This is a genomic window from Massilia cavernae, from assembly GCF_003590855.1.
Classification (GTDB): Bacteria; Pseudomonadota; Gammaproteobacteria; order Burkholderiales; family Burkholderiaceae_D; genus Telluria_A; species Telluria_A cavernae.
Genome location: NZ_QYUP01000038.1, coordinates 1 through 17,806 on the forward strand (window position 1 = coordinate 1; position 17,806 = coordinate 17,806).

Below are 17,806 nucleotides of genomic sequence, written 5' to 3' on the forward strand. Positions count from 1 at the left end.
ACTATCGGCCAGGACGGCTACGCCCGCACGGTGTTCGCTTCGTCGCCGCAACTGGGCGGCGGCAGCCTGCTGTACGCGCTCGAACTGCTGCACAAGGACGGGCCGTTCACGCAGCCGGAGAACTACCGCAAGGCAAACGCGGTGCTGCGCTACAGCCGCGGCTACGCCAACAACGGCTTCAGCATCTCGGCAATGGCCTACCGCGGCAACTGGAACGCCACCGACCAGGTCCCGCAGCGCGCGATCGACGCCGGCCAGCTCGGGAGCTTCGACACGGTCGACCCCAGCGACGGCGGCAAGGCACACCGCTACAGCCTGTCGGGCACGTGGCGCCGCACCGCCAACGAGTCGTCGTCGAAGGCCAGCGTCTACGTGATTCGCAACCAGCTCGACCTGTACTCCAACTTTACCTGGTTCCTGGTGGACCCGGTCAACGGCGACCAGTTCGCCCAGCCCGACCGCCGCGTCACCAGCGGCCTGAACGCCTCGCATACCTGGCATCTGCACGCCGGGCTGCCGGCGTCGGACCTCACGCTCGGCGTCCAGCTCCAGAACGACAATATCTTCAATGGCCTGTACAACACGCGCGAACGCCGCCGTATCTCGGTAACGCGCGAAGACCACGTGGTGGAGTCGAGCGCGGGCATCTACGCCGAGGCCCACACGCGCTGGAACGACACGCTGCGCACGGTGGCCGGCGTACGCGCCGACGGCTACCGCTTCGATGTGCGCAGCAACCTGGCCGCCAATTCCGGCACCGCGCACGCGTCGCTGGCAAGCCCTTCGCTGAACGTGATCTTCGCGCCGCACCCGAACACCGAGCTGTATTTCAACCTCGGCAGCGGCTTCCACAGCAACGACGCGCGCGGCACGACTGCGGCCATCGATCCCGCCACCGGTGACGCGGCCGCGCGTTCGCCTGGCCTGGTCCGGTCGCGCGGCATGGAGGCCGGCCTGCGCCATGACTGGACGCCGCGCCTGCAAACCTCGCTCGCGATTTACCGACTGACGTTCGACTCCGAGCTCACCTACCTCGGCGACGGCGGCACCACCGAAGCCGGCCTGCCGAGCATCCGCAACGGCGCCGAGCTGTCCAACCGTTTCAAGCCGCTGCCGTGGCTCGCGGTCGATGCCGACATCGCCTACGCGCGCGCCCGTTCGCGCGGCGCGGCACCCGGCCAGGACCGGATTGCCGGCGCCGTCGAAGGCGTCGGCCAGCTGATGCTGGCGGTCGAGCCGCGCGGTGCATGGTCGGGCGCGGCGGGCGTGCGCTATGCGGGTCCGCGTCCCCTCACCGAAGACAACAGCGTGCGCGGCGGCGGCAGCGCGACCCTGACGGCGCGCATCGGCTACAAGGCCAGCAGCAAGCTGCGATTCGAGCTCGAAGGCTTCAACCTGGGCAACCGGAGCGACCCGGCCATCGCGTACTATTACGCGTCGCGCCTGAAGGGCGAGGCGGAGGCAAGCGAGGACGTGCATTTCCACCCGCTCGAACCGCGCAGTTTCCGCTTTGCCGCCGTCATGCAGTGGTAGGGCCGCGGCCTGCCGCCGCAGTCGAAAAATGGTACGCTTGAGGGCATGACTAATGCAGAACCTCCCTACACCCTTCCCTCCCGCCTTGCCGCAGACCTGAAGCAGGACGGCTATGCCTTGCTCAGGCCTGCCGACGTGCGCGCCATGGCCGGCTGCAGCGAAGCCGAACTGTCCCAGCTTGCCGCCAGCTGGGACAACCTGGAACTCGACAACTACCTGAAGGACTCCGGCCGCTACCGGCGCCGCCGCCACGCCTGCTTCGTGCAGCGCGGCGCCGAACTGGAACAGGCGCCGCACCGCGCGCACTGGCAGCCGGTCGAATACAACGCGCTGCACGGCGGCATGCGCCGCCTGTTCGCGCCCGTCGAACCAGGCACCGTGGCGCAGGGCGCCTGGCAGGGACTGATACGCAGCCTGGGCGAAGTCTGCACCCAGGTGTCCGGCACCAGCCAGTGGTTCGTCGAGGCGCACCAGTTCCGCATCGATACGCTGGAAGGCATCGGCCGTCCGACGCCGGAAGGCGCGCACCGCGACGGCGTCGATTTCGTCGCCGTGCTGCTGGTGGGCCGGGACCACATCAAGGGCGGCGAGACGCGCGTGTTCGAGGCCGATGGGCCCAACGGCAAGCGCTTCACGATGCTGGAGCCATGGACCCTGCTGCTGCTCGACGACGCACGCGTGATCCACGAGTCGACGCCGATCCAGCCCGACGGCGCCAACGGCCACCGCGACACGCTTGTATTGACATGGCGCGCGGGCGGGTTCCAGGGCGACGACGGGTCGTAAAAAATGTGACTCGGCACGGCTGGAAAATTGCGTTTTAATGCCGGGGATTGGATATAGTCCCCATCATCCCGCGCAGTCCGGTGCGGGCACCCGCTTGAAGGAGAGGCCACTTGGACTTCAGCTACGCACGCCAGTCGCAGGCATTTGAAATCCTGATCGTCGAGGACAGTCCCACCCAGGCCGAGCGCCTGCGCCGCCTGATCCAGTCGCGCGAGTACCGCGTGCGCGTTGCCGGAAACGGCAAGCAGGCGCTCGACGCGATCCGCGACGCCAAGCCCGACCTGGTCCTGTCGGATATCGTCATGCCGGAGATGAACGGTTACGACCTGTGCCGCGCGATCAAGACCGATCCCGCGCTGCAGGACATCCCGGTGATCCTGGTGACGGCGCTGAACGACGCCAAGGACATCATCCGCGGCATCGAATGCGGCGCCGACAATTTCATCCGCAAGCCCTACGCCGAGGACTACCTGTTGAGCCGGATCAGCCAGATGCTGGCCAACCGGGTCCTGCGCCGCGACATGAATGTCGAAGTAGGCATCGCGCTCTACCTGGGCGACCAGAAGCACTTCATCAACGCCGGCCGCCAGCAGATCCTCGACCTCCTGATCTCGACCTACGAGCAGGCGGTGCAGGTCAACGGCGAGCTGCAGGCGCGCGAGCGCCAGGTGATCGAGCTGAACATGCGCCTGGCGCACCACGCGGCCGAACTGGAAAACACCAACCGCGAAATCGCGCAAAAGAACCTGGAGCTGGCCGAGGCCAGCCGCATGAAGTCCGCCTTCATCGCCAACATGTCGCACGAGCTGCGTACGCCGCTGAATGCCATCATCGGCTTCACCGGCGCGCTGCTGATGAAACTGGCCGGCCCGCTGACGTCCGACCAGGACAAGCAGCTCAACACGATACGCACTAGCGCGCGCCACCTGCTTTCGCTGATCAACGACATCCTCGACGTCGCCAAAATTGAATCGGGCAAGGTGACGCTGGCGTCGGAGCGCGTGCATTGCCAGAACCTGCTGAACGAAACCGCCGACACCTTGCGTCCGCTCGTCGCGCAAAAGGGTCTGGCGCTGGAGCTCGACCTGCCGGAAGCGCCGGTGATCATCGCTTCCGACCGGCGCGCGCTGACGCAGATCGTCATCAACCTGGTCAACAACGCCACCAAGTTTACCGACCAGGGCGGCCGGATACGGGTGTCGCTGCGCGAGCGCTTCGGCGACGAAGGCCAGGAGCTGACCGAGTTCTCGGTGCAGGACAGCGGCAGCGGCATCCGCCAGGAAGACCAGGCCAAGCTGTTCCAGGCATTCTCCCAGCTCGACTCGACGTCCACCCGCCATGTCGAAGGCGCGGGCCTGGGTCTGTACCTGTGCCGGAACCTGGCCACACTGATGGGCGGCACGCTGACCCTGTCGAGCGAATTTGGACATGGCAGCACGTTTACCCTGTCGCTGCCGGCGCGCCGCATCGCGCCTTCCATTGCCGGCTGACGCAGCAGAAAAAAAAGACGCCCGCACACCAACGGTGGTGGGCGGGCGGTAATCCAATCGAAGAGATTGGAGGAGACGGGTTCAATATAAACGCATTCATTGTGCACCGCAATACAGTAGAACTACGATGCGCGAGGCCTCACCAAAATGGCCACGCCGTAATGCAGTTCGCCCTCTGCACAACTGAAGATCTCGCCTAACAATAGCCAGGCATCCGACGATATACTCACGTGATTCGAGAAATCGGCTCACGGAAGACCATCAATGACGATGCGACGATTGTTCGGCGCGGCGCTGCCGCTGCTGCTTGGCGCCTGTGCGCTTTCGCCCCCGCCGGCCCGGGTCGAAGCGCCGCTGCCAGGCGCGTGGCAGGCGCCGCTGGCGCACAACGGCAGCGTGGCCGACTTGTCGCAGTGGTGGAGCAGACAGGGCGATCCGCTGCTGGCGCAGCTGGTCGCGGCGGCCCAGCAGGCCAGTCCCACCATCGCAGCCGCGGCATCCCGTCTCGAAGCCGCGCGCGCCCAGCGTGTAGGCGCCGGCGCCGCGCTGATCCCAAGCGTCGACGGCTTCGCGAGCGTCAGCCGCGCCAGCCAGCAAAGCACCCTCCCCGGCGGCACCACCTCCCAGCTCGGGCTGCAGGCCTCATGGGAGATCGACCTGTTCGGCGCCCGCCGCGGCGAACGCAATGCCGCCCAGGAGCGCCTGCTCGGCGCCGGCGCGCTGTGGCATGACGCGCGCGTGTCGGTGGCGGCCGAAACCGCCAACCAGTACTACAGCCTGCGCACCTGCGAACAGCTGCTGTCCGTAGCGCAGCAGGACGCCGTTTCGCGTGCGGACACTTCGCGCCTGACTGGCCTGTCGGCCGACGCCGGCTTCGAGGCGCCCGCCAATGCGGCGCTTGCGCGCGCCAGCGCGGCCGACGCCAGCAGCCGCGCCACCCAGCAGCGCACGCTGTGCGACATCGACATCAAGGCGCTGGTGGCCCTTACCGGCACCGAGGAACCGGCGCTGCGCCGACTGCTGGCCGCGTCCGGGGCGGTGGAGCCGGCCGCACTGGCGATCAGCGCCCTGCCCGCCCAGGTACTGTCGCAGCGTCCCGACCTGTACTCGGCCGAGCGCGAAGTGGCCGCAGCCAGCTTCGAGGTCGGCAGCACGCAAGCGCAGCGCTACCCGCGCCTGTCGCTGCAGGGCATGGTCGGCGTGGCCAACTTCCGCAGCGGCGGCGAAAACACCCAGCTCGACGCCTGGACCATCGGGCCGCTGTCCCTGTCGGTGCCGCTGTTCGACGCCGGCCGCCGTGCCGCCAACGTCGATGTCGCCAGGGCGCGCTACGAGGAAGCAGTGGCGCGCTACCGCGCCGGTGCACGCCAGGCGGTGCGCGAAGTGGAGGAAGCGCTGGTCAGGCTGGACAGCACTGCCGCGCGCAGCAGCGACGCGCAGGCGGCGATGGCGGGCTACAGGAGCGCCTTCATCGCGGCCGAAGACCGCTACAAGATGGGCATGGGCAGCCTGCTCGAACTGGAAGACGCGCGCCGCACCCGCCTGGCTGCCGAAAACGCCGTCATCACACTGCAGCGCGAGCGCAGTGCCGCCTGGGTTGCGCTGTACCGCGCCGCCGGCGGCGGCTGGACGGGCCGCGCCGCGAACTGATACCGACGATCAAACACCACCACATGAAAAACTCCACACTCAAACCGGCCGCAAAACTCATCCTCGGTTCGCTCGCCGCACTGTGCATCATCCTGCTGGCGGCCAGCGCCAGCTCGAACGCGGCCGGCGACCAGAAGACGGCGCCAGCCCGGCCCGCTCTGGCCGTCACCGCCGCGCGTCCGGCGGCCGCCAGCCTGCCGCTGAACCTGACCGCCAACGGCAACATCGCGGCATGGCAGGAAGCGGTGATCGGCAGTGAACTGGGCGGCATGCGGCTAACCGAAGTGCGCGTCAACGTCGGCGACGCCGTGAAAAAAGGCCAGGTGCTGGCGGTGTTCTCGGACGATACCGTCAACGCCGACGTGGCGCAGGCGCGTGCGGCGCTAATGGAAGCGCAGGCCACCGCCGCCGAAGCGGCGGCCAACGCCGGCCGCGCACGCAGCCTTCAGAACTCGGGCGCGCTGTCGGCCCAGCAGATCAGCCAGTACGTCACCGCTGAGCAGACCGCCAACGCCCGCATCGCCGCTGCGCGCGCAGGCCTGTCGTCCCAGCAGCTGCGTCTGAAGTTCACGCGGGTGACGGCGCCCGACAGCGGCGTTATCTCGGCCCGCACCGCGACCGTCGGCTCGGTGGTTGGCGTCGGCACCGAATTGTTCCGCATGATCCGCCAGGGCCGCCTTGAATGGCGCGCCGAGGTGACCGCCAACGAACTGCCGCGCATCAAGGCCGGCGCCACGGCGCGCGTAATCGCCCCCAATGGCAGCGAGGTGCAGGGCCGCGTGCGCATGATTGCGCCGACCGTCGACCCGCAGACGCGCTATGCGCTCGTCTACGTCGACCTGCCGCCTCTGAAGGGCGATGCGCCGTTCAAGGCCGGCATGTTCGCCAGCGGCCAGTTCGAACTTGGAACCACCCAGGCGATGACGGTGCCGCAGCAGGCGGTCGCGGTACGCGACGGCTTCTCCTACGTGTTCCGCCTGAACCGCGACAGCCGCGTAAGCCAGGTCAAGGTGACCAGCGGCCGCCGCCTGGGCGACCGGGTCGAGATCGTGGCCGGCCTGGCGCCCGATACGGTGGTGGTGGTCAGCGGAGCCGGCTTCCTGAACGATGGCGACCTGGTGCGCAACGTCGCCCCGCCGGCGGCGCCTGCCGCTGCCAGGTAAGGAGCCGCGATGAATTTTTCCGCCCTCTCCATCAAGAACCCGGTCCCGGCGATCATGCTGTTCGTCCTGCTGACGCTGGCCGGCCTGCTGGCCTACAAGGCCAACGCGGTGCAGGACTTCCCGGACATCGAACTGCCGATCGTGACCGTCACCGCCGCATTGGAAGGCGCCGCGCCGGCCCAGCTGGAAACCGAAGTCGCGCGCAAGATCGAGAATTCGGTCGCCACCCTGCAAGGGGTGAAGAACATCTATACCAGGGTGCTGGACGGCGTGGCCAACATCACCGTCGAATTCATCCTCGAGAAGCCGATCGCCGAAGGGGTCAACGATGTGCGCGATGCGGTGGCGCGGGTCAAGGCCGACCTGCCGGCCGAGATGCGCGACCCGTCCGTCACCAAGGCTTCCACCGCGGGCCGGGTGGTGCTGACCTTTATCGCGGCCGCCGCCGAAGGACGCGGCGCAAAGCTGGACGACCAGGAAGTGAGCTGGTTTGTCGATAACACGGTCGCCAAGCGCCTGCTCAGCGTGCCCGGTGTAGGCGCGGTCAAGCGCGTGGGCGGAGTGTCGCGCGAGGTGCGCGTGGAACTGGATAACGAACGCATGGCGGGACTGCGCGTGTCCGCCGTCGACGTGTCGCGCCAGCTGCGCATGGTGCAGCGCGAAGAGCCGGGCGGACGCGGCGACATCAGCGGCGCCGAGCAGTCGGTGCGCACCATCGCAACTGTCAAGACGGCGGCCGACCTGGCGGCGATGGACATCCCCCTTGCCGATGGCCGCCGCATACGCCTCGACCAGGTCGCCAGCGTGACCGACACCGTGTCCGAGCCGCGCTCTCTGGCCGAGTTCAATGGCAAGCGCGTGGTCGGCTTCGAGGTATTCCGCACCAAGGGCGCCAGCGAGATCGTGGTTGCCGAAAGCGTGCGCGAGGCAGTGGCGACCCTGCAGCAGGACCACCCCAACGTGCAGCTGCAGCAGGTGATCGACAATGCCTTCCCGGTCGAGGAAAACTTCGACGGCTCGATGGAATTGCTGTACGAAGGCGCGATCCTGGCGGTGCTGGTGGTGTGGTGGTTCCTGCGCGACTGGCGCGCCACGCTGGTGGCCGCCTCCGCGCTGCCGCTGTCGGTGATCCCGGCCTTCCTTGGCCAGTACTGGTTCGGCTACACGCTCAACACCGTGACGCTGCTGTCGCTCGCGCTGGTTGTCGGGGTGCTGGTCGACGATGCGATCGTCGAAATCGAGAACATCTCGCGCCACCTCCGCATGGGCAAGACGCCGATGCAGGCGGCCATGGAAGCGGCCGACGAAATCGGCATGGCGGTGATCGCCACGACGTTTGCGCTGGTGGCGGTGTTCCTGCCGACCGCGTTCATGGGCGGCATTCCCGGGCTGTTCTTCAAGCAGTTCGGCTGGACCGCGGTGCTGGCCATCCTGGCCTCGCTGGTGGTGGCGCGGCTGCTGACGCCGATGATGTCCGCCTACATCCTGAAGCCGGTAAAGCACACCGACGAAAAGGACGGCTGGATCATGACCAACTACATACGCGCGATGAAATGGTGCCTGCGTCACCGGCTCGTGACCGCGATCGGCTCCGGCTTGTTCTTCTTCGGGTCGCTGGCCCTGATCGCGCTGCTGCCGACCGGCTTCGTGCCGCCGGCCGACCGCGCGCAAACCCAGATCAACCTCGAACTGCCGCCCGGCTCCACGCTGGCCGAAACGCGCGCCGTGGCCGAACACGCACGCGCGGCGGCGATGCAGGTCAAGGGCGTGACCGGCATCTTCAGCTCGATCGGCGGCGGCTCCAGCGGCGACGCCTTCGCCCCCGGCGCCGCGGCGGAAGCGCGGCGCGCCATCCTGACCCTGACCACGGTGCACCGCAACGACCGCGACGAGTCGATGGACGACATCGAGAAGGCGATCCGCGCCCGCCTCGACCACATCCCTGGCGCAAAATTCAACGTCGGCCCGGCCGACACCGGCGTCAAGATGCAGCTGGTGCTGCAAAGCGAAGACCCGGCGGCTCTGACCGCGGCGGCGCGGCGCGTGGAGCGCGAACTGCGCACGCTTCACGGCATCGGCAACGTCAGCTCGAGCGCCTCGCTAGTGCGGCCGGAGATCATCGTGCGGCCCGACTTTGCGCGCGCTGCCGACCTGGGCGTGACCGCTGCCGCCATCGGCGAAACCGTGCGCGTGGCCACGGCCGGCGACTACGACGTGGCGCTGACCAAGATGAACCTGACCGAGCGCCAGGTGCCGATCCGCGTCAAGCTGCCGGACGCGGTGCGCGCCGACCTGGCCGCCATCGAGCGGCTCAACGTGCCGGGCAAGAACGGGCCGGTGATGCTGGCCAACGTGGCGACGGTGACGATGGAGAGCGGGCCGGCGCAGATCGACCGGCTTAACCGCAGCCGCAACGTCTTGCTCGAAGTCGAGCTGTCGGGCCGTTCGCTGGGTGAGGTCAACGCGGAAGCGCGCGCGCTGCCGTCGATGAACAACCTGCCGCCTTCGGTCAAGGTGGCGGAACTGGGCGACGCGCAGGAGATGGCCAACCTGTTCGCAAGCTTCGGCATCGCGATGCTGATCGGAGTGCTGTGCATTTACGGCGTGCTGGTCTTGCTGTTCAAGGACTTCATGCAGCCGGTGACCATTTTGGCGGCGCTGCCGCTGTCGATCGGCGGCGCGTTCGTGGCGCTGCTCATTACCGGCAAGGCACTGTCGATGCCGTCGATGATCGGCCTGATCATGCTGATGGGGATCGTGACCAAGAACTCGATCCTGCTGGTGGACTACGCGATCCTGGCGCGGCAGGCTGGCATGAACCGCTTCGATGCGCTGGTCGATGCCTGCCACAAGAGGAGCCGGCCGATCATCATGACCACCATCGCGATGGGCGCCGGCATGACGCCGTTGGCGCTGGGCTGGGGGGCGGATCCGAGCTTCAGGTCGCCGATGGCGATCGCCGTCATCGGGGGATTGATTACGTCGACTTGCCTCAGCTTGCTGGTGGTGCCGGCGGTGTTTACCTATATCGACGACCTGGAGCATTTGCTCAAGCGGTGGATGGCGAAGGCGCGCAGGCACAAGGAGCCGGTGGTGGCGGCCACTGAGGCGTAACGACGCTTGACGTAAAGCGCGCCAGCCCGCGGCTGCGGACTGGCGCGTTTCAGGGCGCCTGCGGTATATCAGTGATGACGGCGTCCGAGGATTTTCGACAGCAGGTAGCCCGCTGCCAGTGCGCCCATCACGGCGGTGCCCGGGCTGCTGCGGACATACTCGCGGCCGGTCTCGGCGAAGTGCTTTGCCGCTTCGCTCAGCTGGCGCGACTTCTCGCTCATGCGTTCGGATGCGCCCGACAGCGCGTGCGACAGCTTGTCGACGCCTTCATGGGCGCCGCTGGCCATGCGTTCCATCGCAGGCTGCGCCGCACCGGCTGCCTTGTCGATGGTCTTGTGCAGCTCGGAGGCCTTTCTCTCGACGCCCTTTTCCATGTCGTAGCCCATCGAGCCTGGACTGCGGCCCATGGCGCTGCCGCTGCCGGACGATGCGCTGCCGCTGGCAGAGCTGCCCATGCTGCCGCTGGAAGCGCTGCCCATGTTGCCGGCGCCCGGAGAGCCGCCGCTTGCGCTGCTACCCGAGCCGGTGCCGCCGCGCTGGCTGGACTGATCCATGTCCTTGCCCATGCTGCCAGTGTTGTCACGGCCTGCTTCGCGTGCGCTTCCTTCGTTCGACTTTTGATTATCCATGATGCGTTCCCTTTAAATAGTTGTACCAATGCGGCGTAAAACGGTGAAGCCCTGCTTCCGACTTCCGAAATGCCCGGATGAAAGAGTCACACGGACCGCATTGGGCGGCCCGTTCATTGCCTTGAGGACGGCAAGGAATCTGGTGAGCGAATTCAAAAATATAACGATCAGCCGTATTCCACTGTGCGTTGACTAACAGAGATCGGAAGGAACACAACAAGGGGTACGCAGTGGTGACCGGCGAAACATGACTGGGGGAATTGGTGGGTTTCGCGCGGCAATTGAATCGAACGTCAACCAAAGAAAAAGGCCGGAAAGAAATCCGGAGGTAAAAAGCCGGGCGAAAAAAAACCCGCGGAACCTGGGGAACGCGGGTTTTTTCCTTACTGCCTGAATCTTGGTGCCGCTTGCCGGAATCGAACTGGCGACCTTTTCATTACGAATGAACTGCTCTACCGACTGAGCTAAAGCGGCGAAAGACGCATATTCTAGCAAAGTTTCACTGAATCTTGCTAGTCCGAATCAGTGAAACTTGCTTTTTTCTGAAGAAAGCGCGCTTTCTTATTCGGCGTGATAGCTGGTCACGCGCTCGACTTCGCTCTTCGAGCCGAGGAAAACCGGCACGCGCTGGTGCAGCTTCTGCGGCGGGATGTCGAGGATGCGCTGGCGTCCGTCGGTGGCGGCGCCGCCGGCCTGTTCGACTATCATCGCCATCGGGTTCGCTTCGTACATCAGGCGCAGCTTGCCCGGCATCGACGTGTCGCGCTTGTCGGCCGGGTACATGAAGATCCCGCCGCGGTTCAGGATGCGGTGCACGTCGGCCACCATCGAGGCGATCCAGCGCATGTTGAAGTCCTTTTCGCGCGGGCCGGTCACGCCCTGCAGCATTTCGCCAACGTAGCGCTGGACCGGCTCGTGCCAGTGGCGCTGGTTGGACATGTTGATCGCGAACTCCTTGGTGGTTTCCGGGATCGTCATGTTGCGCTGGGTGAGCACCCACGAACCCATCTCGCGGTCGAGCGTGAAGCAGTTGACGCCGTTACCGGTGGTGAGCACCAGCATGGTCTGCGGGCCATAGACGGCGTAGCCGGCGGCGACCTGCGAGCTGCCCGGCTGCATGAAGTGCGCCTCGGTTGGCGTACCCATGCCGTCCGGCGCCTTCAGCACCGAGAAGATGGTGCCGATCGACACGTTGACGTCGATGTTGGACGAGCCGTCGAGCGGATCGAACAGCAGCATGTATTCGCCCATCGGGTAGCGGTTGGGGATCGGGTGGATCGATTCCATTTCTTCCGACGCCATCGCCGCCAGGTGGCCGCCCCACTCGTTCGCTTCGAGCAGGATTTCGTTGGAGATGATGTCGAGCTTCTTCTGCACTTCGCCCTGGATGTTTTCGGTGTCGGCGCTGCCGAGCACTTCGCCCAGCGCGCCCTTGCCAACCGCGTGGCTGATGGTCTTGCAGGCGCGCGCCACGACTTCGATCAGCAGGCGCAGTTCGGCGGGAATGGAGTTGTTGTGACGCTGTTCTTCTACCAGGTATTGCGTGAGACTGACGCGTTTCATGGACTTCCTTTGGTTTGGGTTGGTTCTGTCTTGTGTTCTTTGATGCTGCGCTTGCCGGGCTATTAGTTCGACAAGGCCTTCGTAATCACTTCCGTCACATCGTTCGACAGCTTCGGCGCGCCGGCGACCTTCTGCAGCGCCGTTTTCATCTGCGCCTGCAAGGCCGGCGAATAACGGCGCCAGCGGTCCATCGAGCGGGCCAGGCGGGCGGCCACTTGCGGGTTCAGTTTGTCCAGCGCCATCACCTGCTCGGCCCAGTATGCGTAGCCGCTGCCGTCCGGTGCGTGGAACTGCGCCGGGTTGCCGTTGGCGAAGTTGAACAGCAGGCTGCGCGCGCGGTTCGGGTTCTTCAGCGTGAATGCCGGATGCCGCATCAGCGAGCGCACCATGGCCACGTCCGTTCCCGGCGCCGCCGCCTGCATCGCGAACCACTTGTCGATCACCAGCGCCTCGTTGTCGAACTCGTCGTAGAACTTCTCGAGCGCCAGCGCGGCGCCAGCGGATTCGGAATGGATCAGCGAAACCAGCGCGGCCACGCGGTCGGTCATGTTGCCGGCTTCGTCGAACTGGCGCCGGGCCAGGGCGTCGGAATGCTCGTCCGGGGCGGCGCTCAGGTAGGCCAGCGCGATATTCTTCAGGCCGCGCTTGCCGGCCGAGATGGCGTCAGGGCTGTAATCGCCCGGCGTCAGGTTGGCGTCGTACTGCGCGTGCAGGTCAGCGCGCAGGCGCTCGCCGATCACGCGGCGCATGAACTGGCGCGCGCGGTGGATGGCTTGCGGGTCCACCACCTCCATCTGCTCGGCCACCATGGTTTCGGACGGCAGCAGCAAGGCGTTTTCGCGGAAGGCGGCGTCGAGCGATTCGTCCACCAGGATCTTGCGCATCGCTTCGATGAAGGTGTCGTCGAGCTCCTGCTTGCTGCCATGGGCGCTTGCTGCGGTTAGCTTCAGCAGGCGCTCCATGGCCAGCCGCTGGCCGGCTTCCCAGCGGTTGACCGGGTCGCTGTCGTGGCTGAACAGGTGCAGCAGTTCGTCGTCGGTGTAAGGATAGTTGAGCACGACGGGCGCGGAAAAGTCGCGCAGTATCGACGGCGTCGGTTCTTCCTTCACGCCGGTAAAGCGGAACACCTGGCTGGCCTCGGTCAGCTCCAGCACGGCGGTGCCGCCATGCTGCTTGCCGCCCACCGTCAGCGGCAGGTCCTTGCCGTCCGCGCCCAGCAGGCCGACGGCCACGGGAATATGGAACGGCAGCTTGTCCGGCTGGCCGGGCGTCGCCGGGCAGCTTTGGGACAGGGTCAGCTCGAAGGTAAGCCAGCGGGCGTCATATTTTCCGCTGGCGGTCAGCACCGGCGTACCGGCCTGGCTGTACCAGCGTTCGAACTGGGCCAGGTCGCGGCCATTGGCGTCGGCCATCGCGGCGCGGAAGTCGTCGCATTCGACCGCCTGTTCGTCATGGCGCTTGAAGTACAGGTCCATGCCCTTGCGGAAGCCGTCGCGGCCCAGCAGGGTCTGGTACATGCGCACAACTTCGGCGCCCTTCTCGTACACGGTGACGGTGTAGAAATTGTTGATCTCGACGAAGGAATCGGGACGCACCGGGTGCGCCATCGGACCGGCGTCCTCGGGAAACTGGGCCTGGCGCAGGGTGCGCACCTGTTCGATACGGGTGACGGCGCGGCCGCTGTCGGTGCCGATCATGTCGGCAGAGAATTCCTGGTCGCGGAACACGGTCAGGCCTTCCTTCAGCGACAGCTGGAACCAGTCGCGGCAGGTGACGCGGTTGCCGGTCCAGTTGTGGAAGTACTCGTGCCCGACCACCGCTTCGATGCCGGCGTAGTCGACGTCGGTGGCGACGCGCGAATTGGCCAGCACGAACTTGGTGTTGAAGATGTTCAGGCCCTTGTTCTCCATCGCCCCCATGTTGAAGTCGCTGACGGCGACAATCATGAAGCGGTCGAGGTCAAGTTCGAGGCCGAAGCGCTCCTCGTCCCAGCGGATGCTGTTCTTCAGCGACTGCATCGCGTAGTCGGTTTTGTCGAGGTTGCCATCCTCGACCCATACCTGCAGCAGGGCGTCGCGGCCATCCATCAGCTTGAAGGTTTCTTCCTGGCAGACAAGGCGCGCGGCGACCAGCGCGAACAGGTAGGACGGCTTCTTGAACGGGTCTTCCCACTTGGCGTAGTGACGGCCATCGGGCAGGTCGCCCGCCTCGACCAGGTTGCCGTTCGACAGCAGCACCGGATACTTTTGCTTGTCGGCGCGCAGCATTACCGTGTACTTGGCCATCACGTCCGGGCGGTCCGGGAAGTAAGTAATGCAGCGGAAGCCCTCGGCCTCGCACTGCGTGAAGAAATTGCCGTTGGACACGTACAAGCCGTTCAGCGTGGTGTTCTGGGCTGGCGAGGTCAGGGTTTCGATTTCCAGCGTGACCTGGTCGGGCGCCTTGGAGATACGCAGGACATTGCTGCTGATGCGGTAGTCGCCTTCGCGCAAGGTGGCGCCATTCATGCGCAGCGCCACCAGTTTCAGGTTCTGCCCATACAGCTCGATGCCGGCTTCGGTGCTGTCCGGGTTGCGGCGCATGGTGAGGCGGCTGGCGACGATGGTGGTTTCCGGGTCGAGGTCGAAACCGAGCTCAACAGTATCGACGAGGTAGGCCGGCGGCGTGTAGTCTTTCCGGTAGATAGTCTGGGGGGTATCTGTGCGCATGGGAAATTCGACGTGGGCAGGTGGACAGTCCCCTATTCTACCAAGACCGCCAGGTTGCACAGCTCACAATATTCGTTGTAACGCTATGTGCACAGGGTAACATTCTGTAAATTATCTGCAAGAATACATGTAGAGACATAAAGTTAACATTGGGTGGATACCGTACCCGCATGGAGAATGAGTTGACGTCCTCCCCGACCTAAAGGCCGGAGATTCCTACAGCTAGCGTCGCACGTCCGCGACGGAGAATGTTCAACGCAGCATTGAGATCACGATCATGTACCGCGCCGCAATCACAACAACGCCATTCTTTCGCATGTTCTGTGAACATGCTTCCAAGGTCTGCGATACCTTTCGGCCGCGAATCGGGAACAGCGCCGCAATCCGAGCAGATCTGGGTGGTAAAGCTTTCGTTCACTTCTTCAAACCAGGCGCCATGCTTAACAGCCTTGTACGCCAGTTGTGCTCGGAAGGACGACCAGCCGACATCGTAGACGGACTTCGCCATGCTGGTTTTGGCGAGCGCGGAAGCATTGATATTGCCGACCACAATGTAGTCGAAGGCGCCGACGATGGCGCTGGTGCAGATGTGCAGGTAATGGCGACGACGATTGGCAATCTTGGCGTGGAGCGCCGCAACCCGTTTCTTTTTGCGGGCGCGCTGGGCTACCGCCAACGCCGCCTCGCTGGCACGGTAGATCTGCGGCGCCGCGATGCGGCTGCCGTCGCTCAGTGTGGCCAGGTCTTTCAGGCCAAGGTCGATTCCCACACCGCGCACCGGCAAGCGGGCAGGCGGCGCCTGTACTTCAAGGACGATATTGAGGAACCAGTTGCCGCACCGGTCGCGCGAGAAGTTGGTCCCGTCGGTGATTTTGCCCTCGGGCAGCGCGCGCGAATGGAACACGCGGAAGGTATTGCCGGCAAAGCGGAAGGCATTGCCTTCGCGTTTCAGTTCACGTCCTTTCAACGGCACCCAATCCAAGGACTTCCTGCCGCGATAGCGAAGGTAGGGCCGATGCGACTGGGAGCGCGACCTGGCGTACTGCTGGCATACGTCGTTGACCGTCCCCGAGTGAAGGCCAAGCTCCTTGCTGCACCCGGTGGTGAGCTTGATCAGATCAAAACCGGTATGCCAGCGGCGACCGAAACGCAGCGCGTCCTTTTGCCTGTCGTTGCAGTAATTCCAGACGAAGTTGACTGCCCGGGCCTGCTTGTTCAGCAAGCCGGTCAGCGACTTGACGCGGTAGCGGTAAACCAGTTTCATCCATGTTCGACAACCATTGTCGAACATGGTTCCACTCTTAAAACCAAGGCATCGACTGCTGCGCAGTCGCCTTCTTTCACTCCCCGTCCTGAAGGACGAGGTTTCTCGGAGCAAATCTAATGAGACGCATCCTGACAATTGCAACCGCCGCGCTGACGCTGCTGCTCGGCGGATGCGCCACGACCATACGCAGCGACGTCACGACCTTCCACCAGTGGCCGGGCCAACTGCAGGAAAAGACTTATTCGTTCGAAGCGCCGGCGCCGCAGGACGACACGCTGGAGCTGCGCAGCTACCAGCAGCTGGTGCGCAGCGAGCTGGCACGGCTGGGATTCCAGGACGCGGGCACGGGCCCATCGGCTTTAAAGGTGGCGATGCGTTTCATGACGACCGACATACCGGTGCGGGTGTACCAGCCGGTGTATTCGCACTTCGACTATTACTGGATGCCGCGTTCCGCGTACATGATGCGGCCTTACCCTTACCACCGCAGGCATGGGTACTGGCGCGGGTGGTACAGCCCGTTCTATGACCCGTTCTGGTACGGCACGCCGGCGTACCACGAGACCATCGTGCATAACTACAGGCGCGAGCTGCAGGTGGCCATCAAGGATGCGCGCGATGGCAAGCGGCTGTTCGACGTGACGGTGCAGAATATCAGCCGCGAGCTGTCGACGCCGAAGGTGATGCCGGCGCTGGTGCACAGCGCTTTCCTGGAATTTCCGGGCGTGAGCGGCGTGGCGCGGCGGGTGGAGCTGAAGCTGGAAGAGAAGTAGTTGGTTAGAAGCGGCGGATGCACTCCGTTTATCCGCCCTACGCAGAATATCGACGTAGGGCGGATAAACGGAGTGCATCCGCCGTTTTGATTTTGCACCGGCGGCTAAACGAAGCGCCACCCGCCACGTCAAATTTACGGCAGCAGGATCGACGACCCCGTCGTCTTGCGCGCCTCGAGTTCGATATGCGCCTGCTGCACATCCGCCAGCTTGTAGCGCTGGTGGATATCGATCTTCACCTTCCCGCTCTCTACCATCGCGAACAGGTCCCCTGCCATCTCTTCCAGGTCCGACCGCTTTCCGATGTAGCCAAACAGCGTCGGCCGCGTGACGAACAGCGAGCCGCGCGACGCCAGCTCGTTCAGTGAAAACGGCTCCACCGCGCCCGACGCATTGCCGAAGCTGACCATCAGCCCGCGCGGACGCAGGCAGTCGAGCGAGCCGATAAAGGTGTCCTTGCCGATCGAGTCATACACTACCGACACCTTCTCGCCCTTGGTAATCTCGGCCACGCGCGCCACGAAGTCCTCTTCGTTGTAGTTGATGACATGCGTGCAGCCATGCGCCAACGCCAGCTCCGCCTTCGCGGCCGAGCCCACGGTGCCGATCATGTTGACGCCGATGGCGCGCGCCCACTGACAGGCGATCAGCCCAACGCCGCCGGCGGCCGCATGGAACAGGATCGTGTCGCCCGCCTTGAGCTGAGTGGTGCGGTTGAACAGGTACTGCACCGTCAACCCTTGCAGCATCATCGCGGCCGCGGTTTCGAAGGCGATCGAATCCGGGAGCTTCATCAGCAGCCAGGCCGGCATGTTGCGCACCTCGGCGTAGGCCCCCGGTGGACGGCCCGCGTAGGCCACGCGGTCGCCGACCTTCACTTCGGTCACGCCCTCGCCTACCGCCTCGACCACGCCGGCGCCTTCCATGCCAAGGCCGGCCGGCAGCGGCTGCGGGTACAGGCCGGTGCGGAAGTAGACGTCGATGAAATTGACGCCGATGGCGGCATGGCGCACGCGCGCCTCGCCCGGGCCAGGTTCGCCTACTTCGACGTCGACATATTCCATCACTTCCGGGCCGCCGGTACGCAGCATCCGAATCGCTTTTGCCATCAGTGTTCTCCTTGTTGGGTG

Annotated in this window: 12 protein-coding genes and 1 tRNA gene; 7 read left to right on the forward strand and 6 right to left on the reverse strand. The window is 65.1% G+C overall.

Annotated elements, in window-relative coordinates:
* The 6 genes from D3872_RS25545 to D3872_RS03865 form a co-directional block, all read left to right on the forward strand.
* On the forward strand, window positions 1-1,533 hold a 1,533-nt coding region (locus tag D3872_RS25545; RefSeq protein WP_119809554.1), incomplete at its 5' end, for a TonB-dependent receptor.
* 45 nt (window positions 1,534-1,578) lie between these two features.
* Complete coding sequence (locus tag D3872_RS03845) at window positions 1,579-2,319, forward strand: 2OG-Fe dioxygenase family protein (RefSeq protein WP_119809555.1); 741 nt, start codon at window positions 1,579-1,581, stop codon at window positions 2,317-2,319.
* A gap of 110 nt (window positions 2,320-2,429) precedes the next feature.
* Complete coding sequence (locus D3872_RS03850; RefSeq protein ID WP_119809556.1) at window positions 2,430-3,809, forward strand: hybrid sensor histidine kinase/response regulator; 1,380 nt, start codon at window positions 2,430-2,432, stop codon at window positions 3,807-3,809.
* 264 nt (window positions 3,810-4,073) lie between these two features.
* Window positions 4,074-5,459 carry an efflux transporter outer membrane subunit gene (locus D3872_RS03855; protein ID WP_119809557.1) on the forward strand — a complete coding sequence of 462 codons (1,386 nt, stop codon included), beginning with the start codon at window positions 4,074-4,076 and terminating at the stop codon, window positions 5,457-5,459.
* Window positions 5,460-5,482: 23 nt separating this feature from the next.
* Entirely contained in the window at window positions 5,483-6,622 is a 1,140-nt protein-coding gene (locus D3872_RS03860; protein WP_119809558.1) for an efflux RND transporter periplasmic adaptor subunit, read from the forward strand.
* Between the two features lie 9 nt (window positions 6,623-6,631).
* Window positions 6,632-9,736 (forward strand): efflux RND transporter permease subunit, encoded by a 3,105-nt coding sequence (locus D3872_RS03865; RefSeq protein WP_119809559.1) that lies wholly within the window; start codon window positions 6,632-6,634, stop codon window positions 9,734-9,736.
* Between the two features lie 68 nt (window positions 9,737-9,804).
* Here the strand turns inward: D3872_RS03865 and D3872_RS25190 are convergent, their stop codons facing one another.
* The 5 genes from D3872_RS25190 to D3872_RS03890 form a co-directional block, all read right to left on the reverse strand.
* The gene (locus D3872_RS25190) at window positions 9,805-10,365 is read right to left on the reverse strand and encodes an ElaB/YgaM/YqjD family protein (RefSeq protein WP_147373785.1); all 561 of its coding nucleotides are present in this window, start codon (window positions 10,363-10,365) and stop codon (window positions 9,805-9,807) included.
* A gap of 398 nt (window positions 10,366-10,763) precedes the next feature.
* Window positions 10,764-10,839: transfer RNA gene (locus D3872_RS03875), tRNA-Thr, on the reverse strand.
* Between the two features lie 87 nt (window positions 10,840-10,926).
* The gene (locus D3872_RS03880; RefSeq protein WP_119809561.1) at window positions 10,927-11,928 is read right to left on the reverse strand and encodes a class 1 fructose-bisphosphatase; all 1,002 of its coding nucleotides are present in this window, start codon (window positions 11,926-11,928) and stop codon (window positions 10,927-10,929) included.
* Between the two features lie 62 nt (window positions 11,929-11,990).
* Window positions 11,991-14,636, reverse strand: coding sequence for an aminopeptidase N (pepN, locus tag D3872_RS03885; protein ID WP_119809562.1), 2,646 nt, complete (start codon window positions 14,634-14,636; stop codon window positions 11,991-11,993).
* Between the two features lie 199 nt (window positions 14,637-14,835).
* Window positions 14,836-15,900 carry an RNA-guided endonuclease InsQ/TnpB family protein gene (locus tag D3872_RS03890; RefSeq protein WP_119809563.1) on the reverse strand — a complete coding sequence of 355 codons (1,065 nt, stop codon included), beginning with the start codon at window positions 15,898-15,900 and terminating at the stop codon, window positions 14,836-14,838.
* A gap of 119 nt (window positions 15,901-16,019) precedes the next feature.
* Here D3872_RS03890 and D3872_RS03895 point away from each other — a divergent pair, with 119 nt between their 5' ends.
* Window positions 16,020-16,676 (forward strand): DUF4136 domain-containing protein, encoded by a 657-nt coding sequence (locus D3872_RS03895; protein WP_119809564.1) that lies wholly within the window; start codon window positions 16,020-16,022, stop codon window positions 16,674-16,676.
* A 134-nt stretch (window positions 16,677-16,810) separates the two neighbouring features.
* On the opposite strand, the gene D3872_RS03900 is transcribed toward D3872_RS03895, so the two are convergent.
* The gene (locus D3872_RS03900; protein ID WP_119809565.1) at window positions 16,811-17,785 is read right to left on the reverse strand and encodes a quinone oxidoreductase family protein; all 975 of its coding nucleotides are present in this window, start codon (window positions 17,783-17,785) and stop codon (window positions 16,811-16,813) included.
* Window positions 17,786-17,806 lie beyond the last annotated feature (21 nt).

Excerpts from the sequence above, each read along its gene's own strand:
- D3872_RS03845 (WP_119809555.1), top strand. The coding sequence starts at position 1,579 with ATGACTAATGCAGAACCTCCCTACACCCTTCCCTCCCGCCTTGCCGCA.
- D3872_RS03855 (WP_119809557.1), top strand. The coding sequence starts at position 4,074 with ATGACGATGCGACGATTGTTCGGCGCGGCGCTGCCGCTGCTGCTTGGC.
- D3872_RS03860 (WP_119809558.1), top strand. The coding sequence starts at position 5,483 with ATGAAAAACTCCACACTCAAACCGGCCGCAAAACTCATCCTCGGTTCG.
- D3872_RS03865 (WP_119809559.1), top strand. The coding sequence starts at position 6,632 with ATGAATTTTTCCGCCCTCTCCATCAAGAACCCGGTCCCGGCGATCATG.
- D3872_RS25190 (WP_147373785.1), bottom strand. The coding sequence starts at position 10,365 with ATGGATAATCAAAAGTCGAACGAAGGAAGCGCACGCGAAGCAGGCCGT.
- D3872_RS03880 (WP_119809561.1), bottom strand. The coding sequence starts at position 11,928 with ATGAAACGCGTCAGTCTCACGCAATACCTGGTAGAAGAACAGCGTCAC.
- pepN (WP_119809562.1), bottom strand. The coding sequence starts at position 14,636 with ATGCGCACAGATACCCCCCAGACTATCTACCGGAAAGACTACACGCCG.
- D3872_RS03890 (WP_119809563.1), bottom strand. The coding sequence starts at position 15,900 with ATGAAACTGGTTTACCGCTACCGCGTCAAGTCGCTGACCGGCTTGCTG.
- D3872_RS03895 (WP_119809564.1), top strand. The coding sequence starts at position 16,020 with ATGAGACGCATCCTGACAATTGCAACCGCCGCGCTGACGCTGCTGCTC.
- D3872_RS03900 (WP_119809565.1), bottom strand. The coding sequence starts at position 17,785 with ATGGCAAAAGCGATTCGGATGCTGCGTACCGGCGGCCCGGAAGTGATG.